Origin of the sequence: Corallococcus sp. NCSPR001, assembly GCF_017309135.1 — a bacterium.
In the GTDB taxonomy this organism is placed as follows: domain Bacteria; phylum Myxococcota; class Myxococcia; order Myxococcales; family Myxococcaceae; genus Corallococcus.
The window spans coordinates 287,743-314,462 of sequence record NZ_JAFIMS010000002.1 but is presented as its reverse complement, the minus strand read 5'-3'; the positions used below and the strand labels follow the sequence as shown (position 1 = coordinate 314,462).

Annotated in this window: 25 protein-coding genes; 9 read left to right on the top strand and 16 right to left on the bottom strand. The window is 69.8% G+C overall.

Features of this window, described 5'->3' with window-relative positions; genetic code table 11:
- Positions 1 to 6: 6 nt before the first annotated feature.
- Positions 7 to 810 carry a hypothetical protein gene (locus JYJ93_RS03170; RefSeq protein WP_242543645.1) on the bottom strand — a complete coding sequence of 268 codons (804 nt, stop codon included), beginning with the start codon at positions 808 to 810 and terminating at the stop codon, positions 7 to 9.
- A 150-nt stretch (positions 811 to 960) separates the two neighbouring features.
- Between JYJ93_RS03170 and JYJ93_RS03165 the strand changes: the two genes are divergently transcribed.
- Both JYJ93_RS03165 and JYJ93_RS03160 read left to right on the top strand, forming a co-directional pair.
- Positions 961 to 2,367, top strand: coding sequence for a pitrilysin family protein (locus JYJ93_RS03165; RefSeq protein ID WP_206800060.1), 1,407 nt, complete (start codon positions 961 to 963; stop codon positions 2,365 to 2,367).
- Between the two features lie 2 nt (positions 2,368 to 2,369).
- Positions 2,370 to 3,884: a pitrilysin family protein gene (locus tag JYJ93_RS03160; RefSeq protein ID WP_206786466.1), complete on the top strand. Its 1,515-nt coding sequence runs from the start codon at positions 2,370 to 2,372 to the stop codon at positions 3,882 to 3,884.
- Positions 3,885 to 3,950: 66 nt separating this feature from the next.
- On the opposite strand, the gene JYJ93_RS03155 is transcribed toward JYJ93_RS03160, so the two are convergent.
- On the bottom strand, positions 3,951 to 4,232 hold the full coding sequence (locus tag JYJ93_RS03155) for a hypothetical protein (RefSeq protein ID WP_120607752.1): 282 nt from the start codon (positions 4,230 to 4,232) through the stop codon (positions 3,951 to 3,953).
- Positions 4,233 to 4,689: 457 nt separating this feature from the next.
- Between JYJ93_RS03155 and thrA the strand changes: the two genes are divergently transcribed.
- The 3 genes from thrA to JYJ93_RS03140 are packed head-to-tail and all read left to right on the top strand — an operon-like array spanning position 4,690 to position 8,582.
- On the top strand, positions 4,690 to 7,149 hold the full coding sequence (thrA, locus tag JYJ93_RS03150) for a bifunctional aspartate kinase/homoserine dehydrogenase I (RefSeq protein WP_206786465.1): 2,460 nt from the start codon (positions 4,690 to 4,692) through the stop codon (positions 7,147 to 7,149).
- Positions 7,150 to 7,173: 24 nt separating this feature from the next.
- The gene (locus JYJ93_RS03145; RefSeq protein ID WP_206786463.1) at positions 7,174 to 7,824 is read left to right on the top strand and encodes a TIGR02269 family lipoprotein; all 651 of its coding nucleotides are present in this window, start codon (positions 7,174 to 7,176) and stop codon (positions 7,822 to 7,824) included.
- A 29-nt stretch (positions 7,825 to 7,853) separates the two neighbouring features.
- A complete protein-coding gene (locus tag JYJ93_RS03140) occupies positions 7,854 to 8,582 on the top strand; it encodes a double-CXXCG motif protein (protein ID WP_206786461.1) in 729 nt (242 codons plus the stop codon).
- Between the two features lie 8 nt (positions 8,583 to 8,590).
- On the opposite strand, the gene JYJ93_RS03135 is transcribed toward JYJ93_RS03140, so the two are convergent.
- Positions 8,591 to 9,187 carry a plasmid pRiA4b ORF-3 family protein gene (locus tag JYJ93_RS03135; protein WP_242543644.1) on the bottom strand — a complete coding sequence of 199 codons (597 nt, stop codon included), beginning with the start codon at positions 9,185 to 9,187 and terminating at the stop codon, positions 8,591 to 8,593.
- A 103-nt stretch (positions 9,188 to 9,290) separates the two neighbouring features.
- Between JYJ93_RS03135 and JYJ93_RS03130 the strand changes: the two genes are divergently transcribed.
- Both JYJ93_RS03130 and JYJ93_RS03125 read left to right on the top strand, forming a co-directional pair.
- The gene (locus JYJ93_RS03130) at positions 9,291 to 9,941 is read left to right on the top strand and encodes a TIGR02269 family lipoprotein (protein ID WP_206786459.1); all 651 of its coding nucleotides are present in this window, start codon (positions 9,291 to 9,293) and stop codon (positions 9,939 to 9,941) included.
- 27 nt (positions 9,942 to 9,968) lie between these two features.
- Positions 9,969 to 10,694 carry a double-CXXCG motif protein gene (locus tag JYJ93_RS03125; RefSeq protein ID WP_206786457.1) on the top strand — a complete coding sequence of 242 codons (726 nt, stop codon included), beginning with the start codon at positions 9,969 to 9,971 and terminating at the stop codon, positions 10,692 to 10,694.
- 5 nt (positions 10,695 to 10,699) lie between these two features.
- On the opposite strand, the gene JYJ93_RS03120 is transcribed toward JYJ93_RS03125, so the two are convergent.
- The 5 genes from JYJ93_RS03120 to JYJ93_RS03100 form a co-directional block, all read right to left on the bottom strand.
- Positions 10,700 to 12,481: an alkaline phosphatase D family protein gene (locus JYJ93_RS03120; RefSeq protein WP_206786454.1), complete on the bottom strand. Its 1,782-nt coding sequence runs from the start codon at positions 12,479 to 12,481 to the stop codon at positions 10,700 to 10,702.
- A 45-nt stretch (positions 12,482 to 12,526) separates the two neighbouring features.
- Positions 12,527 to 12,943, bottom strand: a complete 417-nt coding sequence (locus tag JYJ93_RS03115; protein WP_121755597.1) for a VOC family protein — start codon at positions 12,941 to 12,943, stop codon at positions 12,527 to 12,529.
- Between the two features lie 65 nt (positions 12,944 to 13,008).
- Entirely contained in the window at positions 13,009 to 13,866 is an 858-nt protein-coding gene (locus JYJ93_RS03110; protein ID WP_206786453.1) for a helix-turn-helix domain-containing protein, read from the bottom strand.
- Positions 13,867 to 13,875: 9 nt separating this feature from the next.
- On the bottom strand, positions 13,876 to 14,895 hold the full coding sequence (locus JYJ93_RS03105; protein ID WP_206786451.1) for an alpha/beta hydrolase: 1,020 nt from the start codon (positions 14,893 to 14,895) through the stop codon (positions 13,876 to 13,878).
- 69 nt (positions 14,896 to 14,964) lie between these two features.
- Complete coding sequence (locus JYJ93_RS03100) at positions 14,965 to 15,402, bottom strand: SRPBCC domain-containing protein (RefSeq protein WP_206786449.1); 438 nt, start codon at positions 15,400 to 15,402, stop codon at positions 14,965 to 14,967.
- Positions 15,403 to 15,458: 56 nt separating this feature from the next.
- On the opposite strand from JYJ93_RS03100, the gene JYJ93_RS03095 reads away from it, so the two are divergent.
- Positions 15,459 to 15,791 carry a metalloregulator ArsR/SmtB family transcription factor gene (locus tag JYJ93_RS03095; protein ID WP_120589449.1) on the top strand — a complete coding sequence of 111 codons (333 nt, stop codon included), beginning with the start codon at positions 15,459 to 15,461 and terminating at the stop codon, positions 15,789 to 15,791.
- A 6-nt stretch (positions 15,792 to 15,797) separates the two neighbouring features.
- Here the strand turns inward: JYJ93_RS03095 and JYJ93_RS03090 are convergent, their stop codons facing one another.
- From JYJ93_RS03090 to JYJ93_RS03055, 8 genes are all read right to left on the bottom strand, one after another.
- The gene (locus tag JYJ93_RS03090) at positions 15,798 to 17,075 is read right to left on the bottom strand and encodes an MFS transporter (protein WP_206786447.1); all 1,278 of its coding nucleotides are present in this window, start codon (positions 17,073 to 17,075) and stop codon (positions 15,798 to 15,800) included.
- Between the two features lie 214 nt (positions 17,076 to 17,289).
- Complete coding sequence (locus JYJ93_RS03085; protein WP_206786446.1) at positions 17,290 to 19,098, bottom strand: CapA family protein; 1,809 nt, start codon at positions 19,096 to 19,098, stop codon at positions 17,290 to 17,292.
- Positions 19,099 to 19,209: 111 nt separating this feature from the next.
- Complete coding sequence (locus JYJ93_RS03080) at positions 19,210 to 19,716, bottom strand: DoxX family protein (RefSeq protein ID WP_206786444.1); 507 nt, start codon at positions 19,714 to 19,716, stop codon at positions 19,210 to 19,212.
- Positions 19,717 to 19,831: 115 nt separating this feature from the next.
- Positions 19,832 to 20,611 carry a methyltransferase gene (locus JYJ93_RS03075; protein ID WP_206786443.1) on the bottom strand — a complete coding sequence of 260 codons (780 nt, stop codon included), beginning with the start codon at positions 20,609 to 20,611 and terminating at the stop codon, positions 19,832 to 19,834.
- Between the two features lie 2 nt (positions 20,612 to 20,613).
- A complete protein-coding gene (gshB, locus tag JYJ93_RS03070; protein WP_206786442.1) occupies positions 20,614 to 21,567 on the bottom strand; it encodes a glutathione synthase in 954 nt (317 codons plus the stop codon).
- 84 nt (positions 21,568 to 21,651) lie between these two features.
- The gene (locus JYJ93_RS03065; RefSeq protein ID WP_242543643.1) at positions 21,652 to 23,421 is read right to left on the bottom strand and encodes a serine/threonine-protein kinase; all 1,770 of its coding nucleotides are present in this window, start codon (positions 23,419 to 23,421) and stop codon (positions 21,652 to 21,654) included.
- Between the two features lie 308 nt (positions 23,422 to 23,729).
- Positions 23,730 to 24,056, bottom strand: coding sequence for a hypothetical protein (locus JYJ93_RS03060; protein ID WP_269012915.1), 327 nt, complete (start codon positions 24,054 to 24,056; stop codon positions 23,730 to 23,732).
- 8 nt (positions 24,057 to 24,064) lie between these two features.
- Positions 24,065 to 24,355, bottom strand: a complete 291-nt coding sequence (locus JYJ93_RS03055) for a hypothetical protein (RefSeq protein WP_206786441.1) — start codon at positions 24,353 to 24,355, stop codon at positions 24,065 to 24,067.
- Between the two features lie 187 nt (positions 24,356 to 24,542).
- Between JYJ93_RS03055 and JYJ93_RS03050 the strand changes: the two genes are divergently transcribed.
- Entirely contained in the window at positions 24,543 to 26,717 is a 2,175-nt protein-coding gene (locus JYJ93_RS03050; protein ID WP_206786440.1) for a tenascin-X, read from the top strand.
- Positions 26,718 to 26,720 lie beyond the last annotated feature (3 nt).

The following is a 26,720-nucleotide window of genomic DNA, read 5'->3' as shown; positions in this document are numbered from 1 at the left end:
CTGCGGTCAGGAGTGGATCAGGCCGGACAGCCACGGCCCCAGGACGAGCCACCACAGCAGCGGACTGAGCAGCCCCAGGACCAGCCCCGCGAGGGCCTGGCCCCGGCGGCCGATGGGCGGCGTGGCCTGCGGGTCCACGCGCTGGAGCGCCACCGCGCCGCAAATCACCGCGAAGGGCGCGAGCAGGGGCATCAGCACCGAGCCAAAGCCATACCGCACGGCCTGAGCTGCCATGGGATTGTTGTAGCGCTGGTCCCACAGCGCCTTCAGCGCCCCGGGCGACACCGGCAGCCGGAAGAAGAGCTGGTTGCGCACATCGCGGTGGATGCGCATCCCGGTGAGCAGCCCGGGGATGGCGCACACGAAGTAGAGGAAGCGCCCGTCCCGGTTCATGGCATCCGCCACCCCGGCCATCACCAGCGGCGTCACCAGCAGGGCGTGCCGCGCCCAGCGCTGGCCCAGGAAGAAGGCCACGCCCACCGGCACGGGCAACAGCAAGAGGAGCGTGAACAGCGACTCCCGCTTCGCGCGCAGCCCCCACTGCGTCAGCGCGGCGGCGGTGGCCACGCAGAGCAGCAGCGTCACGCCTCCCACCACCCACGCCCATTCATCCCGCTTGCCCCAATAGCGCTGGCGCAGGGTCTCCAGGTAGTTCACCTCCGGGCGCGCCGCGCAGGCCCGGCAGTACAGGCGAGCGTGCAGTCCCGCCACGGACGTGGCGCAGTCCGCGCAGAAGAAGCTCCCGCAGCGGGAACACGTGCCGCCCGCGGGCAGGTCCGGGTGGACCGCGCAGCGGCCCTGCGGGGACAAGGGCGCCTCCAGGCTCATGGCCGCAGTGTCGCACGGCGAGCAACACCCGGCACCCCCAGGCCCACCCCGTCTCCTTCCGGCTTACAGGCCCCGGGGCGCGTGCTAAGCGCGCGACAGACCGTCCTGAACCGTGGAGGAACCTTGTCCCGATTGAAGGCCCTCGCCGCAGCGGCCCTGTTCGTGGGGCTTCCGGCGCTCGCTCAGACCCCCGAGGCGAAGCCGCTGGAGCCCGGCCGCGAAAACCTGGCCATCCCGTATGAGAAGTACACGCTGCCCAACGGCATGGAGGTCATCCTCTCCGTGGACCGCAAGCTGCCCGTGGTGGCCGTCAACGTCTGGTACCACGTGGGCGCCTACGACGAGACGCCGGGCCGCACCGGGTTCGCGCACCTCTTCGAGCACATGATGTTCCAGGGCTCCAAGCACGTGCCGGATGACGTGCACATCGGCCTCTTGGAGCAGGCGGGCGCCACGGACCTGAACGGCACCACCAGCTTCGACCGCACCAACTACTACGAGACCGTGCCCAGCAACCTGCTGGAGACGGCGCTGTGGTTGGAGAGCGACCGCATGGGCTTCCTGCTGGACTCGCTCACGCAGAAGAAGCTCGATACGCAGAAGGAGGTCGTGAAGAACGAGCGCCGCCAGAGCGTGGAGACGGCCCCCTACGGCGAGGCGCAGGAGAAGGCGTGGCAGACGCTGTTCCCCGCGCCGCACCCGTACTCCGGCAACGTGATTGGCTCCATGAAGGACCTGGACGCGGCCACCGTGGACGACGTGAAGGGGTTCTTCCGCAAGTGGTACGCGCCCTCCAACGCGACGCTCGCCATCGTGGGCGACTTCGACCCCGCGAAGGCCAAGGCGCTGGTGGAGAAGTACTTCGCCACGCTGCCCTCCGGGCCCAAGCCCCAGCGTCCGGACGTGAAGCCGGTGAAGGTCACGCGCGAGACGGTCATCCGCCACGACGAGAAGGTGGCCACGCTGCCCCTGCTCACCATGTCCTGGCTCACCGCCCCGTACCTGAAGCCCGGGGACGCGACGGCGGACGTGCTCGCCACCGCGCTGGGCACGGGCCGCGCGAGCCGCCTGTACCGTCGGCTGGTGCTGGACAAGCAGTTGGCCCAGAGCGTGGACGCCGTGCAGCAGAGCCAGGGCGCGCAGTCCGTCTTCTCCATCGAGGCGGTGGCCCGGCCCGGCGTCACCACGGACACGCTGAAGAAGGAGATCGACGCGGTGCTGGACGAGGTCCGCAAGGACGGCGTCACGCAGGAGGAGATCGTCCGCGCGCGCACCCGCTATGACACGCGCCAGCTGGCGGGTCTGCAGGCGGTGGGCGGCTCCGGCAGCAAGTCCGACACGCTCCAGAGCTACAACCAGTTCGTGGGCGAGCCCAGCTACGTCGCGCAGGACCTGGCGCGCTACCAGGACGTGACCCCCGACGCGGTGAAGCAGTTCGCCAACGACGTGCTGCGCCTGGACGCGCGCGTCGTGCTCCACGCGGTGCCGTCCGCCGGCAAGGCCGCGCCGTCTTCCGCCCCGGGCAAGGAGGCCCGCTAGTCATGCACCGCCGAATCCTCACTGCCCTCCTCACGCTGTCCGTCGCCGGCTGCGCCACCACGAAGCCCGCGGAGACGCCGGCTGAAACGGCGCCGGCCGCGCAACCTCAAACCCAGACACCGGCTCCGGACGCGGAGGCGTTCCGCGAACAGCAGCCCAAGCCCGGCAAGCCGCCGGACATCGTGCTGCCCACGTTCGAGCAGGCGAAGCTGGACAACGGCCTCACCGTCATCGTCAGCACGCGCAAGGAATTGCCGCTGGTGTTCGTGGGCATCGCCTTCGCCGCGGGCGTGGCGCAGGAGCCCGCCGCGAAGCTGGGCATCGCGGACCTGTCCTACCGCATGCTGTTGGAGGGCGCGGGCAAGCGCGACACGGTGGCGCTGGACAACGCGTTCGCGGACCTGGGCGTGTCGCCCGCGCTGTCGGTGGACCCGGACGGCGCCTTCGTGGGCGCGCGCGTGCTCACGACCAACGTGGACGCGGCGATGAGCCTGCTGTCGGACGTCGTCCTGCGGCCCACCTTCGACGCCAAGGCCTTCGAGCGGCGCAAGAAGCAGCACCTGGGTGAGCTGGTGCGCCGCATGGGCGACCCGAACTTCCTGGCGCAGGAGGCCTACTACGAGGCCGTGTTCGGCGCGGACCACCCCTACGGCCACACGTCCGGCGGCACGCCGAGGACGGTGGAGTCGCTCACGCTGGCGGACGCGAAGAACTTCTACACGAAGAACACGGGGCCTCGCGCCGCCGCGCTCATCATGACGGGCGACGTGACGCTCCAGCAGGCGGTGGAGTGGGGGAAGAAGTACTTCGGCGGGTGGAAGGGCGGGGCCGTGGCGCCCAAGCCGCCGCCCGCGCCGCCCGCGCCTCCGCGTCAGCAGGTGCGCGTGGTGGCCAAGCCGGGCCTGGAGCAGACGGTGGTGCTGGTGGGCCGTCCCGGCCTCGCCGCGGGCCACCCGGACGAATACCCGCTGGAGCTGGCGACCACGGTGTTCGGCGGCTTCTTCGGCAGCCGGCTCAACATGAACATCCGCGAGGACAAGGGCTACAGCTACGGCGCCAACGCGCACCTGGGCACGCGCCTGGGCGTGGGGCCGCTCACCGCGTACGCGGCCGTGCGGCAGGACGTCACGGGCCCGGCGCTCAACGAGTTCATCAAGGAGCTGGCCGGCATCAAGTCCAACCCCATCACGGAGAAGGAGCTGGCCGCCGCGCGCGAAGGCCTCATCCGCGCGTTCCCCGGCGCCTTCGAGACGGTGGAGGGCCTGGGCGGCAGCGCCGCGCAGCTCTACTTCCACCGCCGGCCCATGGATGAGTTCAAGCGCACCGTGGAGGGCCTGGAGAACGCCAGCGCCGCGGAGGTGCAGCGCGTGGCCGAGTCCTACCTGGACCCGGCCAACATGCAGGTGGTGCTCGTGGGCGACCCGCTGGTCATCCAGGAGCAGGTGACGCCGCTCAACCTGGGCAAGCTCACGCTGGTGGAGACGGCGTCGTCGGACAAGGCGCCTGCGTCCAAGTAGCGAAGCGCTCCACTTCGAGGTGTGGAAGCCGGGGTCCCGACGTGGGTGTCGGGGCCCCGGTTTTTTTCATTCCCGGGTGGGCTCGTTCTCTTCCTGGCGGGCCTCGGCCTTGAGGCGGCCGCGCTCCTCGCGCTCCTCGTCGTCGATGTCGTCCATGACGCTCTGGGGGTTGTTGCGGGGTCCGCCAACGGGGCCGTCGCTGTCGAGGGCGAACTTCTGCTCCTCGGTGGAGTGCTTGGCGTCGTCCGCGTACAGGGGCTTGGTGTCGTCCGCCTCCAACCCCCGCTCCACGCGGTCCTTGGCGAAGCCAGGCTTGTGGGCGGTGTCGCTCTTCTTGCGGGTGGCCATGGGTTGCTCCGGAAGGTGGTGGGACAGCTCACACACGCTCAATGTCGGCAGCCCAGGCCGCGAGCACCACGATGGGGACCGTGGAGCGGGGGATTGGTTGCCTGCCCCCTGACCCTGGCGCGCGGAAGCGGCTAGGATGGGGACTCCATGGTCGGACGCAGCGGGAACAGCCAGCGGCACGAGGGGACGACGTCCTCCGTGGGCGCGCGCGTGCGGACCGTGATGACCGAGACTTGCACTCGCACCGGCCTGACTCCTCGCGGAGCGCGGACCGCCTGACTTCCGAAGTGGACCTCCAGAAGGTCCCTCCTTCCGAACCCGGCCCCGCGCTCCTCCCGAGCGCGGGGCTTTTTCGTTGCCCCACCTGCCAGTCGCCAACCCCGAGGACCCGCATGACGCCGCTTCCGATGTGCCTCCCCAGCCACCGAGTCCCGCCGCTCCGGAAGGAGGCCGTGTCATGCGCGTGATGAAATTCGGTGGCACCAGTGTCGGAGATGCGGAACGGATGCGTGGCGTGGTGGCGCGGGTGGAGGAGGCGCGCAAGGCCGAGCGGGTGATGGTGGTGGCGTCCGCGGTGTCGGGCATCACGAACCTGTTGGTGGAGGCGGCGAGGGTGGCGGAGGAGGGCGAGTCCGTGCAGGAGGCCTGCGCCCGGTTCGACGACACGCACTCCGCCATCGCGAAGGCGCTGAGCGTGGAGGACCTGAAGCCCGCGCAGACCCGGCCGCTGGCGGAGGGCCTGGTGGCGCTGGGCGTCGAGCTGCGAGGGCTGTTGCAGGGCGTGGGGTTGCTGCGGGAGTGCTCGCCGTCCGTGCTGGCGCACCTGTCGGGGCTGGGGGAGCGGGCGTCGTGCCTGCTGCTCGCGGCGCTGATGGAGGCGCGGGGATTGGCGCCCGTGAGCGTGGACCCGAGGCAGGTGCTGCTGTGCTCGGGAGACCCGCTCCAGGCGACGCCGAAGGCGGAGGAGATCCGCGCGCGGTTCGCGCCGCTGCGTGAGGCCGGACCGGGGCTGATGTTGATGCCGGGCTTCTTCGGTGGGGATGCGCGCGGCAAGACGATGTCGCTGGGGCGGGGAGGGTCGGACTACTCGGCGGCGCTGGCGGCGGCGGCGCTGGATGCGCGGCTGTTGGAGATCTGGACGGACGTGGACGGCATCTTCAGCGCGGACCCGAGGCTGGTGCCGGAGGCGTTCGCGCTGGAGGAGGTGAGCTTCGAGGAGGCGATGGAGCTGGCCTACTTCGGCGCGAAGGTGCTGCATCCGAAGACGATCGCCCCCGCGAGGGAGCGGGGCATCCCCGTGCGGGTGTGCAACAGCTTCCGTCCGGAGCACCCGGGCACGCGGGTGACGGCCACGGCGCCGGCCTCACGGCACCCGGTGCGCGGGTTGTCATTCCTGCCGGACATCGCGCTCATCAACATCGCGGGCGCGGGGTTGAAGGGCGTGCCGGGCACGGCCGCGCGCGTCTTCGAGGCGATGGCGATGGCGTCCATCTCCGTGGTGTTGATCACGCAGGGCTCGAGCGAGTCCTCCATCAGCTTCTGCGTGGGGGAGGCGGAGGCCCGGCGGGCGGTGCTGGAGCTGGAGGACGCGTTCGAGGTGGAGCGCGAGGCGGGGAAGGTGGACCCCATCGAGCACCAGCCGGGGCTCGCGGTGTTGAGCATCGTGGGAGACGGGATGCGGCACCGGGTGGGCGTGGCGGGGACGTTCTTCAGCGCGCTGGCGGACGTGGATTGCAGCATCGCGGCCATCGCGCAGGGGTCGAGTGAGCGCAGCATCTCCGCGGTGATTTCTCGCGAGGACGGCCCGCGAGCGATGGCGCATGTGCACCGCAAGGCCTTTGGCACCACGGAGGTGGTGGAGCTGCTGGTGGCGGGCGTGGGCACGGTGGGCGGGGAGTTGCTGCGGCAGATTCATCAGCAGGCGCCGAAGCTGCGGGCGCATGGATTGGATTTGCGGGTGTGTGCCATTGCCAATAGCAGACACAGCCTGGTGGCGCCGGAGGGCGTGGCGCTGGAGGGGTGGAAGGCGCGGCTGGATGCGAGTGAGTCTGGGTTCACGCTGGACACGTTCCGGGCGTGGGCGAAGGCGAGGCGGCCGGGCCGGCCCATCTTCGTGGACTGCACGAGCAGCGAGGACGTGGCGCTGGGGTATCCCGCGTTGATGTCCTCCGGGCTGCACGTGGTGACGGCGAACAAGAAGGCCAATGCGGGACGGCAGGAGCACTGGAAGGCGCTGCGGGAGACAGCGGCGCGGCACCAGCGGAGGTTCCTCTACGAGACGAACGTGGGGGCAGGGCTGCCGGTCATCGACACGTTGAAGAACATGCTGCGCACGGGCGACACGGTGCACCGGGTGGAGGGCATCCTGTCGGGTTCGCTGTCTTTCATCCTGGGACTGACGGAGGCCGGGGTGCCGCTGTCGAAGGCGGTGGGCACGGCGATGGAGAAGGGCTTCACGGAGCCGGATCCGCGAGACGACCTGGAGGGCACGGACGTGGCGCGCAAGGTGCTCATCCTCGCGCGAGAGCTGGGGCGGTCGCTGGAGTTGGAGGAGGTGGCGCTGGCGTCGCTGTTGCCGGAGGAGTTCGACGCGAAGGGACCGCTGCCGGAGTTCCTGGCGCGGCTGCCGCAGGCGGATGAGATCTTCCAGAGGCGGGTGGACGCTCACCGGAAGGAAGGCAAGGTGCTGCGCTACGTGGGCAGCGTGGGGCCGGAGGGCGTGCGCGTGGGCCTGGTGCCGGTGCCGCTGGAGCATCCGCTGGCGGCGGTGAAGGGCGGAGAGAACGCGCTGAGCTTCCTGTCCGAGCGCTACAGCCCCACGCCGCTGGTGATTCGAGGGTACGGCGCGGGCGCGGCGGTGACGGCGGCGGGAGTGCTCGCGGATGTATTGCGATTGGTGGAGGGGCCGTTGCCCTGAGCGTGGGTGTTAGGCTTTTCCGCCATGAGGAAAAGCCTGACGTTCCTGGCCCTGACGCTATGGATGGCGGCGTGCGCGTCCAGCACGCCGCTCCAGCAGAGATGGGACGAAGCCGAAGCGGAGTGCGGTGACGCAAGCAGCGACGTCTGTGTGACCCTGGTCTGCGGGGACACGGCCTGCGGCTTCTTCCGGTGCGAGGACGTGCCCGGAGAGGTAGTGTTGGCGCGGGGTCTGCCGCCCCGGCCGCCACCTGTGGCTCCCGCGCCGGGGAGCGGCCCCCGGCGCAACTGGGGCGGCAGCATGGGCCTGCCGGGTGATGCCGAACCGGTGATGGTGTTCCCCTGGCACGGGACCCCCAGGCCCGCGCCTCCTCAGCGGCAGTTACCGGCGGGCAAGTTCGAGAAGCACCACATCTTCCCTCAGTCCCCAGACCTTGCCGCGTGGTTCAAAATCAAGGGCATCGACATCCACCAGTACACCATCCCCATCCCCATCCCCGTGCACGTCCATCGGCGCATCCACAGCGATGGTCCCAGCGGAGGCTTGTGGAACAAGGCCTGGCGTGAGTTCAGGGATACGAACGGAGGCGCTCCTCCAGTGGAAATCTTCAAGCACGCCGGTGAGCTGATCTATCGCTTCCAACTCTTGGGTGGTCCCATCCAGCGGTACAACTGAGCCCTCACTCATCTGAGGCCTGACGGTTCATGCCCTCCTTCTTCTGGCTCCGCGACGATGAAGCAGCCACATCCCGTTACAGCGGGGACTTCGATGCCGCGCACAAATGGATCCTGCCCGGCATCAAGGATTGCCCTGGATGCGGCGTAACTTCGGCTGGATGGGGACGTCAGTACCCCGCCGTGGACCTTTCACTCATCCCCGAGCATCGGGAATTCGAGGAGCCCCGAGCCGAGCCGTTTCATGAGTTCGTCCGCCTCAGGGACCTGGTGCGCCCGCTGGTGCCACCGGATGCATCGCTTCCTCCCGGAACAAGCTTCGGTCCGCTCACGGGCACCGCGTCCGGTCAGTTTGGACCGTTCACCTGGCAGGGGACCTCGCTGATGCTCATCCGCCGCGATGCGCTCGACGGTCTCCAGGCCGCGGGCATCCGCGGGCTGCTGGGCTGCAAGACGGAGCTGCGGTTCCGGCAGAAGACGCCACCGGACATCCTCGAACTCCAAATCGAACCGCGCGGCCTGCTGCACCGGGACTGCCTTCCTCCCGACCTGGAACCGCCCTGTCCCACGTGCGGACGACAAGGATTCCGCCGTCCGGACGACCCCATCCTCGACGGTGCTTCGCTGCCCACGGACAGGGACCTGTTCCGCTTGGACAACTTCAGCACCATGATCATCGGCACGGACCGCTTCAAGGACGCGGTGGAGCAGGGCGGTTGGACTGGCATCTCCTTCCGTGAGCTCCCCGTGCGTTCTTGAAGTCCCTGTCACTTGATGGCGCGGACCGCCTTGTCCGTGGCCTTCAGGTCGAACGCTTCCGGGTCGAAGGAACCGCCGACCCACTCCAGTCGTTCTTCGTGATCTTCGTGATTCGGATCTCGAAGTGCCTCGAGCAAGTCTTCGTAGCCAGGAACACCGCCGCAGTCGTCGGGCGGAGCAGCACGTGCTCCCGCGGTACAGATGGGGTAGCGCTTGCCAACCTCAGGTGGCTGCACCTTCTTGACGCGGATGCGGTGCACCCAGTCGTCACCGAAGTCGTAGATGTAGCCAAAGACACTGCGAGCCCGCGGGCCGAGGTCCGCGACGGTGTACTCGCGTTCATCCAATAGCGGTGGACCGCCCAAGCTGAAGTCATCCGCATCTCCCTTGGCCCGATGCCCGTACTTTTGCCGTGAGCTGTCCTCGAACATGTGCATGTGGCTGTTGGTCCAGCCGAAGGCTGCTTGCAGGATGCCGTGCAACTTCGAGAGCGGCGTGTCACTTCGAACATGAAGCTCTCGCCAGATGGCGGGGGCGATCTCCATCAACTCGACGTGCAGCACGTGAATCGATGGCTCGGAGGTCGTCTTCTTTCGGGTGGCCATGAATGGAAACCTCGTATTTGCCCCCGCCATGAAGAGAAATCGTCCCAACGATGGATGGAATGGATCGCGTTGATAATGACACGGTCGATTAGGCTTTTCCGCCATGAGGAAAAGCCTGACGTTCCTGGCCCTGACGCTATGGATGGCGGCGTGCGCGTCCAGCACGCCGCTCCAGCAGCGTTGGGACGAAGCCGAAGCAGAGTGCGGTGACGCAAGCAGCGACGTCTGTGTGACCCTGGTCTGCGGGGACACGGCCTGCGGCTTCTTCCGGTGCGAGGACGTGCCCGGAGAAGTGGTGCTGGCCCGGGGTCTGCCGCCCCGGCCGCCACCCGTGGCCGTGGCCCCTGCGCCAGGAAGCGGGCCCCGGCGCAATTGGGGCGCAGATATGGGCCTGCCGGGTGATGCGGAACCCGTCATGGTGTTCCCGTGGTACGGGAACCCCAAGCCCGTGCCTCCTCAGCGGCAGTTGCCAGCGGGCAAGTTCGAGAAGCACCACATCTTCCCTCAAGCACGGGACCTTGCCGCGTGGTTCAAGCTCAAGGGCATTGACATCCACCAGTACACGATCCCCATCCCCGTGCACGTCCACCGGCGCATTCACAGCAATGGGCCCAGCGGAGGCATGTGGAATGAAGCCTGGCGCGAGTTCCGGAGGGCGAATGAAAACGTCAAGCCTCCTGAGATCTTCAAGCATGCGGGAGAACTCATCTACCGCTTCCAACTTATGGGCGGGCCCATCGAGAAGTACAACTGACCCGATCTCGTGCGAGGACCGAACTCCATGACCCGTTACTTCGCTCTACGCCGCGACAAGGCGGTCTACCCGCTCTACAACGGTAGTACCGATTGCGCTCATAGGTGGGGGCTGCCCGGCCTCAAGGACTGTCCAGGCTGCGGCGCCACATGGTCGAGTTGGGGACACCAATACCCTGCTGTGGATCTGTCGGATCTTCCAGAGCAGGGAGAGTTCGAAGAACCCCGGCCCGAACCCCTCCACGAGCTCGCCCGCCTTCGCGAACTGGTACGCCCCCTGGCCCCTCCAGGTGCACCACTGCCACCCGGCACGTCCTTCGGTCCATTGGTGGGTACCGCGACGGGTAGGTTCGCGTCCTTCTCAGGGCTCGAAAGCTGTTGGATCCTCCTGCGCCGTGACGCCTTCGACAGTCTCCAGGCCGCGGGCATCCGAGGCCTTCTCGGCTGCAAGACGGAACTGCGGTTCCGTCAGAAGACACCTCCAGAGGTCCTTGAGCTCCAGCTCGAACTGCGCGGCCGGATGCACCGCGACTGCCTTCCTCCCGACCTGGAACCGCCCTGTCCCACCTGTGGTCGCGTAGGCCTTCGCCTCCCGGAGGACCTCATCCTCGACGCTGCCTCCCTGCCCACGGACATCGACCTCTTCCGCCTGGGCGACTACGGCACCGTCCTCATCGGCACGGACCGCTTCAAGGACGCGGTGGAGCAGGGCGGTTGGACCGGTATCTCCTTCCGGGAGCTCCCAGTCCGCTGACACGCTCAGAAGGGCGGTGGCTCCACCACCACCTCCATGGGCAGGTTCTCCTTCTCCGCGATCCACTTCACCCACAGCTTCGGTCGCGCCGTCGTGTCCCGGTGCTTGGGCCGCTCCAGCCGGATGGACAGCCAGTTGCGGTCCCGCAGGTACAGCTCCTTGCCCACCGGCAACAGCTCCGTCTGCAGGAACCCCGGCAGGTCCTCCCTTGAATCCTCCGACAACGCCAGCATCCCCTTGAACGCGAGCCACCCCGGCGGCGGATGCACGATGGGCGAGGACGTCGCCTGTTCGATGAACACCTCCCCCACCGTCCCCAACGCGGGCACCAGGTGGTCCGGGTTGCGTGAACGCACGCGCGCCCTCGCTCCCACGTGCACGTCCCCGGACAACACCGTCACCGCGCAGTAGGACTTCTTCGCCAGCGAGAACAGGTTCATCAACAACCGCGTGCGCTCACCCCGGTGCACCGCGGACTCCCACTGGTCCAACAGGTCGTCGCGCAGCCCGACGCCCCCTCCGGTCATCCGCTCCATCGCTGGACCGAAGCGCAGGTGCACCAGCGGCACCGACGACACCACCAGCACATGCCGCGCCTTCTTGCCGTTCTCCGGCCGCTGGCGGTGCTCCTCGCGCCACGCGTCGAAGGCGTCCCACTGGGACCGGCTCATCACCGTGAACTCGGTCTGTGGATGCGCGTCCCCGGTGTCCAGCACCCGGCTGGTCCGGCCGCTCCTCAAGTCCAGCAACACCACGTCCAGGTCGCAGTCCGCCGTGGAGAAACAGAACGTCTGGAAATAGTGCCGCGCGGGCTTCACCACGCCCCGGTCATCCGGCTCGCGTTCCACCGCTGGCTGCTCCAGGAAGCCCCGCTGGAAGGCTTCGAACGCCCTCGCCGCCGCGCTGTAGAGCGCCCGGTACCAGGGCGCCTGCTGGAGGTCCTCGTGCGAACCCCACCCGTCGAAGATGTCGTGGTCGTCCCACATGAACAGGCCCGGCACCCGCCGCAGCAACGGCGCGATGCCCTGGTTCCCACCCCACCGCTCCCGGTAGAGCCAGACGTACTCCGCGAACAGCTTCTCCGAAAGCCCGTCCGGCACCGGCAACGTCAACCGCTGCGACCGGGGCAGCTTCATGAACGCGTTCAACACATCCAGCGTGTTGTGCAGCGAGTCCGCGTAGAGCTGATCCCCACCCCCGAGCAACAGCTGGAAGCCCGGCGTCTTCGCCGGATCCACCGGGTCCCCCTCATGCTGTTGCAGCATCCGCTCCCAGAGCGCGAAGGGCTGCGCCAGGTCGCTCCAATCACTCGCACGGCTGGCGCCGTTGCAGGAGAAGAACGCGATGTTCGGCGACACGCCCTTCGCGGGCACAACGACGTCGGACACCACCAGTGGCTCCGGCGGAATCACCTTCGAGGACCACGGCCGGTCGTCTCGCGGCGGCGGGCGCTCGAAGGTCACCGGCTCGCCGGGCGCGTCTGGTGATTCGAAGTGATAGGACAACCGCTGGGCCACGTCCGTGCGCGGCAGGATGACCTCCCAGCGCCACACCACGCCCCGGGTGTCCTTGGGCAGGGCGGTCAGGTCCGCGGCGGGCTTCACCTCGTCGAAGACGGCGACCCGCTGGCCCTTCGCGTCCCGGAAACACAGCCTCAACGCCGGAGGCTTCTTCACCGACGTGCTGTCCAGGAACACGTTGACGAAGAAGCTCCACACGTCGTGGGACTTCGGGTCCGGCGTGGCCTGCGCCCGGGCGTACAGGATGGGTCCCAGCAAGAGCTTCATGGGGAAAGCCTTGCATGGACGCCCCGTCCCGTCGACGAGGGCGCCTCACCCCTTCGGCGGAGGCACCGCGAGCGGCTGGTACGTGCCGAAGCTCCAGACGTTCCCCTCGGGGTCCAGCGCGCTGAAGTCCCGCGAGCCGTAGTCCGTGTCGTGCAGCTCCATCGCGATGGCCGCGCCCGCCGCCTTCGCTCGCGCGTACAGCGCATCCGGGTCCGTCACCACCACGTAGATGCCCTGGTTCTTCAAGGGCACGTCCTTCGACGCGGCCATCTTCAGCCGGCCGCCCTCCGCGCCGCCGAACATCACCAACCCATGGCCCAGCGTCAGCTCCACGTGGGCGATGGCGCCGTCAGGCTTGCGGTAGACGACCCGCTCCTCACAGCCGAAGGCCTGCTTCAGGAAGCGCAGGGCGGACTCAGGGTCGGCGTAGTGGACGAAGGGATACAGGCTGGGCAGGGACATGGTGTGTCTTCCTTTCACCGCGCATCCTGCCCATCCGCCCGCGAACCTTCTTGGACGGATTTTACCTACGCGCTGGATTCGAACCCGCCCGCGTCCGGAAGCGCCCGGCGCAGCAGGGCGGACGGCGGCCCGCCGGTGAACTGGCGGAAGTCCCGGTTCAGGTGCGCCTGGTCGAAATAGCCCAGCTCCAACGCGAGCTCCGCCCAGCGCACCGGGCCTCCGGATTTGATCCGCTCCACCGCCCGGTCGAAGCGCATCAGGCGCGCGAGCCTGCGCGGAGGCAGCCCCACCTGCTCATGGAACTGGTGGATGAGGTGCTTGTGGCTGTGACCCAGCTCGCTCGCCAGCGTGGCGATGTCCACCTGGCCTCCCGTCCGCTGGATGCGCTCCACCGCCCACTGCACGCCCGCGTCCACCGCCGGCCCCCGCTCCGCGCGCTTCAAGAGGAACGCGTCCGCGAGGGCGAAGCGCGCCGCCCAGTCCCGCGCCTCCGCCAGGGACTCCACCAGCCGCCGCGCCTCGCCGCCCCACAGGTCCTCCAGGCCCGTCACCCGGTGGGCCAGCTCATGCATGGGCAGGCCGAAGAGGCGCCGGGCCCCCAGCGGCGTCAAGTTCACCTGGAGCCCGTGGGACTCGCCGTTGTGCTCGGTGGTGCTCCAGCGCTCATCCAGGCCCGCGACGAAGCCGGAGCGGTGCCGCGTCACCCCGCCCGCGTCGTCCAGGTGCTTCAGCAGCGGACCGAACTCCAGGATGAGCACCACCTGCACCCCGGGCAGCTCCTGCCGGCGCATGGGCTGGGGCATGGCCTCGCGAAAGCCGCAGTAGTCCCGGATGAGCGGCGCCAACGCCGGGGGCGGCGTGGCCAGCGCCATCTCCCAGCCGCCCCGCTCGGACGCGTGGCGCACCACGCGGATGCGATGCATGCCGCGAGGTTACTTCGAAACCTTGCGCAGGAAGTCCAGCAGGGCCGCGTGCCACTTCTCCGGCGACTCGAAGTGGGGGATGTGACCCACGTTGGGGATCTCCACCAGCGTGGCGCCCGGGATGGCGGCGGCGGTCTTCTTCCCCAGCGCCGGGTACTGCCCCAGCTTCGGCAGCAGCGCGGGCGGCACGCTGCCCTTGCCCACCACCGTGCGGTCCTCCTGGCCAATCACCACCAGCGTGGGGACCTTCACCAATGGGAACTCGTGCACCACCGGCTGCTCGTAGATCATCGTCTGCGTGGCGGCGGAGACCCAGGCCAGGCGCGGGTACTCACCGCTCAGCGTCTGGCGGTAGAGGACCTGGACGTATTCGTCGTACTCGGGCTTCCACTTCACGTAGTAGCCGCGCTGGTACTTGCGCAGCCCCTCCTCCGTGGCCTTGAGGTTCTCCTGGTAGAGGTCCTCGGTGGACTTCCAGGGGACGGACTCGCGGTAGTCCTCCAGGCCGATGGGGTTCTCCAGCACCAGCTGCGTCGTCACCTCCGGGTACATCAGCGCGAAGCGCGTCGCGAGCATGCCGCCCATGCTGTGACCCACCACCGCGGCCTGCTTCACGCCCACCTCCTCCAGCACCTGCCGCGTCAGCGACGCGAGCGTGTGGAAGCTGTACGCGATGGCCGGCTTGGACGACTTGCCGAAGCCGATCTGATCCGGCACCACCACGCGGTAGCCCGCGGCGGTGAGGGCGCGAATCGTGTCCTTCCAGTACGCGCCGAAGAAGTTCTTGCCGTGCAGCAGCACCACCGTGCGCCCGTTGGCGTTGCCCGTGGGCTTCACGTCCATGTACGCCATGCGCAGGTCCTGGCCCTCCAGCTTCACGGGCAGGAACTGCACGGGGGCGGGGTAGGGGTAGCCCTCCATGCCCAGGCCCAGCGCCTCCGGAGCGCGTTTCGCTTCCTGCGCGTTCGCGGCGGGCGCGGAGAGCAGCAGGGCGGACAGGAGCAGGGCGGGGACGCGGACGGACGGCATGGGGCTCCTTTGCGAACGGGACGCGAGGCAACGGCAGTCTGTCCGGGACATTCCCCCGCGTCGCGGTTTTCAGAAGGCCCCGCCCTCCCGGAGGTTGATGCCGTACTCCAGATAACCCTTGAGGCAGAGCATCATGTGCATCCAGCCGCCTGCGTTGCCGTAGGACGCCGTGATGCCCTTCTCATCCGGCCTCCAGCCGGACTCGCTGATCTTCACCATCGTGTTGCCCGCGTCCAACGGGACGAAGCTCATCTCCACGCGCGTGTCGTAGCCGTCGTCCGTGGGCCACTCGAAGACGATGCGCTCGTTGGCGGTCACCTCGCGCGCGATGACGTCGAACTCGCCCGGCGCCTCCGCGAAGCTCCACTTCACCGTGGTGCCCGCCGCCAGGGGACCGCTGCTCGTCTTCACGAAGTAGCCGCTCAGCTTCGCGGGGTTCACCACCGCCTCGAACACCTGCGCCACCGGCTTGCGGATCTTCAACTGCACCTGGAACTTCGGCTCCATGGGGCACCCCTGGGCGTGAACTGGTCCTGCCCGCAAATAGGTTATAGAAATATAACATGTCAAGGAGTGACGACCGGGACGACCTCATCTTCAAGGCGCTGGCGGACTCGCGCCGCCGGGCCATCCTGGACCTGTTGAAGGACGCGCCCCGCACCACCGGGGAGCTGTGCGAGCACTTCGAGAAGACGCTGGACCGCTGCACCGTGATGCAGCACCTCAAGGTCCTGGAGAAGGCGGAGCTGGTGCTGTCCCACAAGGAGGGGCGCACGCGGTGGAACCACCTCAACGCGGCGCCCATCCAGGACATCCACGCGCGGTGGATCAGCTCCTACGCGACCCACGCGGTGAAGCTGCTGACGAAGCTGAAGCGGGACCTGGAGGAGGACTGACGCGCGTCAGTGCGCGCTGTCGGAGAACGGCTGGACGTCCGCGGCCGGGGCCAGGGGCTCGTTCTCGAAGCGCGCGGGCTTGAGCAGGCGCGTGGTGAGCACCAGCGCGAGGAAGATGGCGCTGCTCCCGATGGTCACGAAGCGCAAATGCATGCGGTCCGCCAGCGCGCCCTGGAACCAGACGCCCAGCGAATAGCCCGCGCCCAGCACCATGCTGTAGAGGCTGCCCATGCGCGCCTGCAGCTCACGCGGCACGCGGCCCTGGCAGGACGCGCTCAGGCTGCTCATCAGGACCAGGTAGTTGGCGCCCAGGAAGAAGATGCACACCGCCGCCACCTGGAGCGTGGGCGCCAGCCAGTACACGCCCGCCAGCACCGCGATGGTCGTCGCCGAGTAGCCGCGCAGCCTGCGCTGTCCGAAGAGCTCCGCGAGCGTGCCCACGCACAGCGCCGCCGTCACCGCGCCCGCGCCCTGGCACGTCACCAGCAGCGACGTGGCCGCCGCGCCCTGGCCCAGCTCGCGGATGGCGAACACCGGCACCAGGCCGATGAAGGGCGCCACCAGCGCGGCCACGAAGAAGGTGGCCACCAGCACCAGGGAGATGTCCTCATCGTCTCGCGCCACGGTGATGCCGCGGCGGATGCCGTCCCAGAGCGGCTCGCGCTTCACTGACGCGTCCCGCGCCGGCGGCACCACGCGCCACAGCGCCACCAACACCGCGAAGAAGGACAGCGTGTTCGCGAGCAGCGCCCACGCGGGCCCGCCCGCCTGCAACACCACCGCGGCCAGCGTGGGTCCCATGATGCGGCCCAGGTTGAACTGCGCGGAGTTGAGGCTGGTGGACAGGTGCAGGTCTTCCGGCGGCACCAGCTCCGCGAGCAGCGCGGAGAAGGCCGGATAGGTGAGCGTGCTCACGCACCCGTTGAGGAACGAGATGACGCCGATGATGGACACCGTCAGCTGCCCGCGGAACGCCAGCACCGTCAGCACGGCCGCGAGCGCCGCCTGGAGCAGCGCGCCCAGCCCCGCGTACGCGCGACGGTCGAAGCGGTCCGCCAGCGCGCCGCCCACCGGCGCCAGCACCACCGCGGGCAGGAAGGACAGCGCGACGATGGCGCCCGTCCACTCGGCCTTGCCGGTGGTCTGCGTGACGTACACGCCCATCGCCACCGTCTCCATCCAGGTGCCGATGTTGGAGATGAGCGCGCCCAACCACACGGCGAAATAGCCGGGGTATTCGAAGGGGCGCAGCGAAGTCAGTCTGGGCAGTCGATGGGCGGGCACGTCGATGGCTGTCTTAGCGCACGTCGCCCACGCGTGCCTTGCACGGCGCGGCACGCTTGGAGGCGCAATGAAGCGCACGGCAGCCCAGGCAGCAGCCCGGCTTCAACGAAGCGCGCATTCCCCGAGGGTGATGCGCGATGCGTGACATACAAAACACCCACGGAGGCCGTGGCGTCCGTGGGTGCGGGTGCGGCGTTGTCGTGAAGGCCCGGCGCTACGGCGCGGTGCTGGAGGCGGTGACGGGCGACTTGCGCGGCGAGAGGCGGCCGTCGTCGGCGATGCGGGCGCCCGTGTCGGGGAAGTCCTCGGTGGTGAGCTTGCGCACCAGCGAGACGACGTTGGCGGCCGGGTCCGGCTGGGTGATGCCTTCGCCCACCTGCTTCGTGGGCAGGATGCGGCCGTTGGAGAAGCGGCCGGTGGCGTCCAGCTCCACCTCCAGAATCATGCCCAGGCCCTGCGGACCCTTGAGGTTGAAGCGGCCGTAGGTGGCGAAGTTGCCCATGGAGTAGGCGATGAGGCGGCCCTGGTAGAACTCCATGGCGCGCGCGACGTGCGGGCCGTGGCCGAGCACCAGGTGCGCGCCCGCGTCCACCACCGCGTGGGTGAAGACGCGCAGGTCGCCTCGGTCCTCGCCGAAGAACATCTCCTTGCCGGCCGGGACGTGCAGGGCCTTGCCGCCCTCGGCGCCGCCGTGGAAGGAGACGATGACGATGTCGTGCGTGGCGGCGGTCTGCTTCACCAGCGCGGTGGCGGTGGGCAGGTTGTTGAGGTGGTTGCAGCCCGCGGACGTGTGGAAGGCCACGAGCCCAATCTTCAGGCCGTTGCGCTCCACGGTGGCCACGCTGCCCGGCGGACCACTCCAGGCGATGCCCAGCGCGTCCAGGGTGGACTCGGTGGCGCGGCGGCACTCCTCGCCGAAGTCACCGGAGTGGTTGTTCGCGGTGGAGACCACGTCCACGCCGGCTTCCTTCAGGTAGTCACCGAAGGACGTGGGGGAGCGGAACGCGTAGCAGTTCGCGGGCGAGCGGCACTTCGTGGTCTTGCCGGTGTCGCAGAGCGGCCCTTCCAGGTTCACGAAGGTGAGGTCCGCGTCCTCCAGCAGGGGGCGCACGGCGGCGATGACGCTGCCGCCGCCCTCGGGGGGCAGGTAGCCCTCCGGCACGGTGGTGCCGAGCATCAGGTCCCCGGCGGCGCGGATGCGCAGCTTCGCGCCCGGCGGCGGGGGAGGGCGGGGCGCGCTGTCCACGGGCTGCGCGAGCTTCGCCTGGAGCGCGGCCTGGTTGCGCGCCTGCGTGAGCGCGCCCTCCAGGTCCGGCTGGTTGGGATTGAGCGCGCGCACCTGCGTCCACTGCGTGAGGGAGTCCGCCCAGCGGCCTTCGACGGAGTAGGCCCAGCCGAGCTCCCAGCGGCAGTCGGCGCGGGCCGGCGCGGCCTGCACGCACGCGGACAGCTCCGCGATGGCCGTGCGCGAGTCCTTGGACTGGAGGGCGGCGACGCCCCGGGCGTAGTGCTCATCCGGGTTGCCCACGGCGGCGAGGCCCGACGCGCTGGCCTTGCCGTGCATCGCGAGGCCCGCGGCGCGCAGGGCACCGATGCTGGCCTCCACGGCGATGCGGCCGGCTTCGGAGAGGGATTCTGTCTGGCTTTGCGCCGCGCCCGTGGCCGGCACCGTGTTCGACTCGGGGCGCGGCGTCGGGATGGACTCGGCGACGCCCGCGGGCATCCGCACCGCGACGGGCGTCTCGGAATCACTGGCACGGGTCCGCGTGGCGGCCGTCACGGACGCGAGGCCCGCCGCATCCAGCTGGCGCGTGCCATTCGGCTTCCCCGTCGCCCCTCGCACGGACGCGAGGCCCGCGACTTCGAGCCGCCCGGCGCTCGTATCCCGGATGACGGAGCGCACGGAGGCCATGCCCGCTTCGGTGAGGCGCGCGGTGCTGGAGGACTCGGCTGTGGAGAAGTTGGGGACAGACGCGGCGGGCGCGGCGAGCGCCAGCATCAGCAGGACGGACGGGGGGGCCATGGCCCGCGCATCTTACGGGATGAAGCGGGGGCAGGGGCGCCACCGGCAGGCCCGGTTCGCTGGCAGCCGGGCAGGCGACACCCCCACACCCCTGAAAGGCCCTGGCCCCGGCTACCCGAGCGCGTCGAGCAGCATCGAGCCCCGGCGCTGACGTGGCAGCAGCCGGAAGTGCCTCAGCTCCCGGCGCTTCACCCGCCGCTCCAGCGCGCTGTGCAGCGACAGCCGCCCCGGCCCGCGCATCAGCGTCCCGAGCGCGATGGCGATGAGCGCCACGTTGAACTCGTAGCCACCCTTGGTGACGTCGAAGCCGTTCTTCCCGTGCACCTTCGCGATGGCCATCGCCTGCGTGACGATGACCCCCAGCGCCGTGAAGCGCGTCGCGATGCCCAGGATGGAGCTCACCCCGGCCGCCAGCTCCGTGATGCCCGTGGCCAGCACCCACGGCTTGCCGGGCTTGATGCCCATCTGCTCGAACATGCCCGCGTGCTGCTCGGTGCCCTCCTTCTTCAGCTTCGCCAGGCCGTGCTTGATCATCGTCGCGCCCAGCGACAGGCGCGGGGGCAGCAACGCGGCCGACTTCAGCAGCGACGGTTGTTCGTTGAGCATCGTCACGTTCATGGGGCTCTCCTCGTCGGGACGCGCACGTCCGGTGGGTGAAGTGCCCCTTACGTTGCGACGCATCCGCTCACCCGGCCCCGACGCTCGCAGGGCCCCACGCCCAGCGGCCGGGCACTCAACCCCCGCTCCGCTCCGCTAGCGGCACGTCCATCAGCGCCGCCACCTCCGCGCTGTACCCGCCGGGCCCCTCGCCGTGCACGATGAGCGGCGCGCGCACCGACAGGCCCCGGTCCTGGTCCCGCAGTGCCTGCACCAGGAAGCGCGTGGCGGGTGCGTCCACCCGCGCATGGACGGCGCGCAGCACCCGGGGGAACAACCGCGCGCTCGCGAGCACCCCCAGCACCTCCGCCAGCCGCGCCGCCGGATACACCAGGCTCACGCCACCCTCGGGCCGCAGGGCATGCCGCGCCGCCGCGACCACGGACGGCGCGTCGCAGGCCACCTCCGACTTGGACACGGCCCGCTCCGCGTCCGGGCTCACCACGCCCGCCTCGGCCCGGCGGAACGGCGGGTTGGACACCACCTGCCCGTAGGCCCCGGGCGTGAACAGCGACCGCGCCTGCCGCAGGTCCCCGAGCACCGGCCGCACCCGGCCCTCGCACCCGTTGAGCGCCACCGCGCGCGTCAGCCGTCCGTGCACCGCGGGCTGGAGCTCCAGCGCGTCCACCGGGCCCGCGACGCCGAACTGCTTCACCAGCAGCAGCGACACCACGCCGCTGCCCGCGCCCAGCTCCAGCACGGGCCCGGGCAGGTCACCGCCCTCCGTGGCCGCGAAGTGCGCCAGCAGCACCGCGTCCAACGTGAAGCGGTAGCCCGTGCGGCGCTGGAACACGCGCACGTCCGCGGTGCCAATGGAGTCCAGCGTCTCGCCGTCCTCCAGCTTGACGGGCTCCACGGTCAGCGCGCGCCGTGCATCCGCTCGGCCACGTCCAGCACGCGCGCCTCGCAGGAGACGCCGTCCAGGTGGCTGGCCTCCACCAGACCCGTGGGGCTGGTGACGTTCACCTCCGTGAGGTAGTCGCCCAGCACGTCGATGCCCACCAGCGTCAGCCCCTTCTCCTGGAGCGACGGCTTGAGGCGCTTGCAGATGTGGAGGTCGCGCTCGGTGATGGCCGCCTTCATCGGCGTGCCGCCCGCGGCCATGTTGCCCCGGTGGTCCGCGTCCGACGGCACGCGCAGCACCGCGCCCACGGGGTCTCCATCCACCAGGATGATGCGCTTGTCGCCCAGGCGGCTCTCCGGCACGTAGGCCTGCGCGAGGATGGGCTCCTTCCCACCCTGCGTGAGCAGCTCCACCATGGAGCGCGCGTTGCGGTCCCCCGGGGCGAGGAACAGGATGCCCTTGCCCCCGAACCCGTCGATGGGCTTGAGGATGGTGCCCTGCGCGTTCTTCGCCGCGAACTCCAGCACCACGGACAGCTCACGCGTGACGCGCGTCTCCGGCATCAGGTCCGGGAAGTTCAGCGTGAAGAGCTTCTCGTTCGCGTCGCGGATGCCGGACGGGTTGTTGATGAAGATGGGGGCGCGGTCCGGACACAGCTCCACCAGTTGCGTGGCGTGCAGATAGTCCGCGTCCACCGGCGGGTCCTTGCGCAGGAAGAGCACGTCCAGCTTCGACAGCGGCCGCACGTCCTCGCTCAGCACGTCGAAGTGGTGGCCTGGCTCACGCCGCACCTTCACCCGGCGCATGCGCGCCTCCGAGCACCGGCCGTTGAAGCGCAGCCAGCCCTGCTCGAAGTAATAGACGTCGTGCCCCCGCCGCTGTGCCTCCAGCATCAACGAGAACGTCGTGTCGTGGTCCACCCGCACGCTCTCGAGCGGGTCCATCAGGAAGCCTAGGGAGAGGGCCATGTGGGGGCGGAAGATAGCGGACGCCCTCCGCCCGTGCCGCTCCTTCGAGCATGCCTTCGTCCACGCCGGAACGGACGCGGGCCCTCAGCGGCCCGGCAGCTCCCTCAGCTTGAGGTTGAGGCGCACGGGCTTGCCCGCCTCCACCGGCACGGCGAGCACGCGGCGCTTCTTGTCCTCGCCCACCAGGACCAGCTCCGCCTGTCCCACAGGCAGGGAGTGCTTCACCAGCGGCGCGCGGCCCAGGGACTTGTTCTTGAAGAAGATCTCCGCGGGCTCATCCAGGAACAGCGTCACCTCGCCCCGGGCCTTGCCCTTGCGGCTGCTCCGGGTGGCGGTGGCGTCGTCCCGGTCGTTGTCCCGGTCCTTCGCGCCTGCCCGGTCGCGGTCCTTGTCCTTGTCGCCGGCCCGGGTGTCGGCCCGGGTGTCCTTGTCGGCATCCGCGACGGCCTCGTCTCCGCCGGGCACGGGGGCGTTGGGCGGCCGGATGGGGACCATGGCGCCCAGGTTCATGGGCGAGGGTGGGGGCGCCTTCTCCTCGGCCTCCAGCAGCTGAGTGAGCCGGAACGCGCCGTAGGCCAGGCCCAGGAACAGCGACAGGGACAGGAGCGCCCACACCGCGCCCAGCTTCGAGCGCTTCACCGGAGGCGCGGTCTCGTCGCTGCCGGGGAGCTCCTCGCGCAGCTTCGCGATCTCCGCCTTCCTGCGCGCCTCCACCACGCTGAGCGCGGTGCTCTTGCGCTCCGGCAGGTAGGGGCCGTCATCCTTCTGGAGCGCCCGCTTCGCCGACGCCAGCACCTGGCTGCTGGTGGTGACGTCCGCGCTCTCCAGCAGGGACCGCGTGGCCGCCATGCGCTCCGCGAACAGGCTCTTCATGAGCGCGGCGCGCTGGTCCGCGTCCATCAGCTTGCCGCCGGCCGCCTTCTCGATGGCGCGCGCCATGTCCCGCCCGGACGGGTAGCGGCGGTCCACGTTGCGCTCCAGCGCGCGCATCACCACGCGGGAGATGTCCTCGGAGATGTGCGGCAGGAGCACGGACGGCCACGGGATGGCGTCCTCGAGGATCTTCACCATCTCGTCGCGCTCGGTCTTGCCCGCGAAGAGCCGCTCGCCGGTGATGAGCTCGTGCATCACCACACCCACGGAGAACAGGTCGCTGCGACCGTCGAGCGGATCGCCGCGCACCTGCTCCGGGGACATGTACCCGGTGGTGCCCTTCACCGTGCCCACGCTGGTGCGCTCCAGGCTGTTCTTCGCCTTGGCGATGCCGAAGTCGAGCAGCTTCACGGTGCCGTCGTAGGTCACCATGATGTTCTTCTGCGCCACGTCGCGGTGGATGACGGGGCTGGGCTGCCCGCCGGGGGACGTGAAGGTGTGCGCGTAGTGCAGGGCCAGGCACACGTCGCGGGCCACGGACAGGGTGAAGGCCAGCGGCACCGGCTGGCGCTTCTTCATGCACGCGCTGGTGACCTGGTTGAGGTTCTGCCCGCCGATGAACTCCATGGCCAGGTAGAGCCCGTCGTCCTCCTCCCCCAGGTCGAACACCTGCGCGATGTTCGGGTGGTTGAAGGCCGCGGTGATGCGCGCCTCGTCCAGGAACATGCGGACGAACTGATCATTGGAGCGCGCGTCCGGGAGGATGCGCTTGAGCACCACGTACTTGCGGAAGCCGCCCGGGCCCGACGTGTAGCCCAGGAACAGCTCCGCCATGCCGCCCACGGTCAGCTGCGTGAGCACCTCGTACTTCCCGATGCGCTCGCCCCGATGGAAGTCGATGAGCTCATCCTCCAGCGCCTTCGAAAAATGGCGCCCGCGTCGTGAAGAAAGCCGGGCCGGACCATAACAGGGCTGTTGCATCCCGGGTCCTTCTTGCCGGCGTGATGCCTGCCAGGTCCCTGTGGATCACCTGTGGAGGGTGTGGATGTCCCTGTGGATAACCGGGGGCCCGGAAGCCCGCCTGTGGATGCCCGGGGGAAACCGGCAATTTGCCCACATGTAGCAGATCGCCGATTCGTGAATGATTCCCGAAGCTTGCTGACTTGTCCCCAACTCCGCTTCCCCTACCGCTTCCACCAGTTGATCAACACTCCAATTAGACTGGTGAAAAGAAGCAGGGCCCGTGCACAAGTCGGAAACCGACAGGCATCCGGCGCAGGGACACGCTGCTACAGGAGCGTGGCGCGAAGCCGCTCCAGCAGCCCGGGCAGTTCCTGGAGCAGCTGCCGGTCCAGGTCCTCCAGGGCGGCGCGGTGCATGACCAGGTCCTCGGGCTCCCGGTCCGCGGTCATCATGCGCTGCAGGCCTCGCAGGCGCTGGTTGCGCTGGACCAGGCGGGCCAGGGTGTCGTCCAGCTCCTCCGCGAGCGCCGAGTCCAGGTGCAGCTCCTGGCCCACCAGCTCCCGCAGCTGCTCCACGCGGTAGGTGAGCTCCCAGCTCTCCTCGTAGCCCGCGCGCCGGGGCAGCATCTGCCCATACGTCCACCGCTCGCTCACCAGGGCCTCTAGTGCGGCCGGGGCCGGGTGAGGCCGGTCAGGGACAGCCGGGTGCGCATGGGGTCCAGCTCCACGTGCATCCGGCAGTCCGCCACGTCCAGGCGCAGGGTGTAGGGGGGACAGGGCGTGTGTCCCGAGTGGTTCTCGGAGGCCTGCGTGCCCATGCGGAACAACTCGGCCAGCACCGCCCGCCGGACCTCCGCCGACAGTCCGTCCACGGTGGACTGCACACCCCGGGCGATGAGCACCGTGAAGGCCTGCAATCCTGGAGAATCGTCCGTCGGTCCGGCCAGGGTCATGTCCGCGCCCGTTGCCAGAACCGTACCCTGCGACAGGCCTGTCGTTCCGGGGGGTTGGAAGGGCTCGAAACCCTTGGGGCTGAAAAAAACTCAGCCATGGAAGTGCCCAATCCTGAAAGCCCTGGGGGTGGGGTGCCGTGGGACACGGGGATGAAGAGGGGTGTAAAGGCAGGGGCGGGAGGGCTCGATGGCGCGCATGCGGACGGTGGGCAGTGGGGGCCGGATGGCCCTGGCAATGGCCCTGGCGGCCCTGGTGGCCTTCGGGAGCGCCTGCCGGGAGGAACCCCCGCTGACGGGCGCCAGGAGCCTCCTACGGGTCTCCCAAGAGGCCGTGGCGTTCCCGGCCAGCTACCCCCGGGTGGAGCGCGTGGTGGAGGTGCGGGTGGTGAACGCGGGCCGGACGACGCTGGACGTGGAGTGGACGGCGCTGGCCGCCCCCTTCGCCGCGGACGGGCTGCCCACGCGGATGGCGCCGGGGGAGGTCCCGGTCCGGCTGTCCTACCGGCCGGAGGCCACGGGCGTGCTGACGGCCACGCTGGTGGGCCGGGCGCCGGGGGGCGGGGAGGTGCGGGTGGAGCTGCGCGGGGAGGCGAACCCGTACCCGGACTGCCCCACGCCGGTGGCCTGCCACACCTCCACGTTCGACGTGGCGACGGAGAAGTGCGTGGAGACGCAAGCGCCGGACGGCGCGGCCTGCGACCCGGGCAACGCGTGCATCCAGGACGCCACGTGCGCGGCCGGGCGGTGCAAGGGGGCGGAGCGCGTCTGCGACGACGGCAACGCGTGCACCACGGACGTGTGTAACCCGCTGGACGGCTGCACGTCGGTGCCGGCGCCGCCGTGTCCGGGGGATGGGAAGTGCCAGGTGGGCGCGTGCGACCCGAAGGTGGGGTGCACGCTGGCGAAGGCGCCGGACGGGACGTTCTGCGGCCCGGAGCGCGGCTGTGACGCGGCGGACGTGTGCCTGGACGGGACGTGCCAGCGCCGCGACCCGCCGGACAACTTCACCTGCGCGCCCGCCAGCCCCTGCCAGGCTCCGGGGAAGTGCAAGGGCTCCGTCTGCGAGCGCCCCGCCGCGACGGCGCTGACGCCGGACTGGACCTACGACGCGGCCTCCAACGGCGAGTCGCTGCATGACCTGCTGGTGGGGCCCACGGGGGACGTGACGCTGGTGGGCTTCTTCGTGCCGGCGCTGCTGGACGCGGCGGGCCCGGTGCCGGTGCGCGCGAGCGTGTCCGGGCGCCGGTGCATGCTGTGGAACGACCGGCTGTTGTGCATGGACCTGCCGCTGTCCGGGCAGGTGTCGCTCTTGGACCGGGTGACAGGCTCGCCGCGGTGGACGTTCGATTTGACGACGGCGCGGCCGGACTTCACGCAGGGGCTGACGACGGTGTTCATGGCGCGGCTGGGGGTGATGCAGCCGGACCGGCTGGCGGCCCTCTTCGAGGCGTACCCGGCGGGCACGTCGCGCGACACGCTGTGCCGACAGTACTTCCTGGTGGTGTTGGATGCCTTTGGCGGGATGGTGTCCGCGCAGGCGTTGCAGGATCCGCTGCTCGCCGAGTGCAACCACCCGCATCCGTATGGCGTCGCCTCCGACGCGGCGGGGGATCTGTACCTGGCGTTCGGGCCCACGCAGAACGTGGGGGCGCCGCTGTATCCGGGAGCGCCCACGTTGTTGATGGCGTTCTCGCAGGACGGGGTGCCGCGCTGGCGCAAGACGGAGGCCTTCGCCGCGGGGGAGCTCGCCATCGTGAACGGCGTCCTGCTCAACGAGCGCTCCACGCAGGCGCTGCGCACGCAGGACGGGCAGGCGGTGGGCTCCCAGACCTTCCCGAGGACGCTGGGCCGCGCGGTGGCGACGTCCGGGCACGTGATCCCCTCGCCATCGGAAGATGACACCGCGGGCGGGTGGACGCTGGAGGGCTACGCGTTGCCGGAGCTCACGCCGTCCTGGACGCACGGGTTCCAGGGGTGGCCGGGGCCGGTGGCGCCGGAGGTGCGGCTGGCGAGCTGGGCGACCTGGCCGGGCCAACCGCCGGAGACGGTGGTGGTGGGCACGGGCATGAGCGCGGCGGGGCCGGTGCTGTTCGCGGTGAGCGCGAAGGACGGCAGCGAGGTGTTCCAGTGCCCGGTGCCGAACGCGGCCACGCCCGCGCAGTTCCTGGAGCTGGGGCCGGACAGCATCGTGATGATGGACGGGGCGGAGACGTGCGGCGACTGCGATCCGCCGTATGCCTACAGCCAGGGGCGCTTCCGGCGCTTCCCGATTCCCGGCCTGAAGCCCGCGGAGGAACCCTGGCCCGGAACCTTCGGCGGGCCAGGGCACGACCATCACGAGGACCCGGTGCGCGGGCGCTGAGTC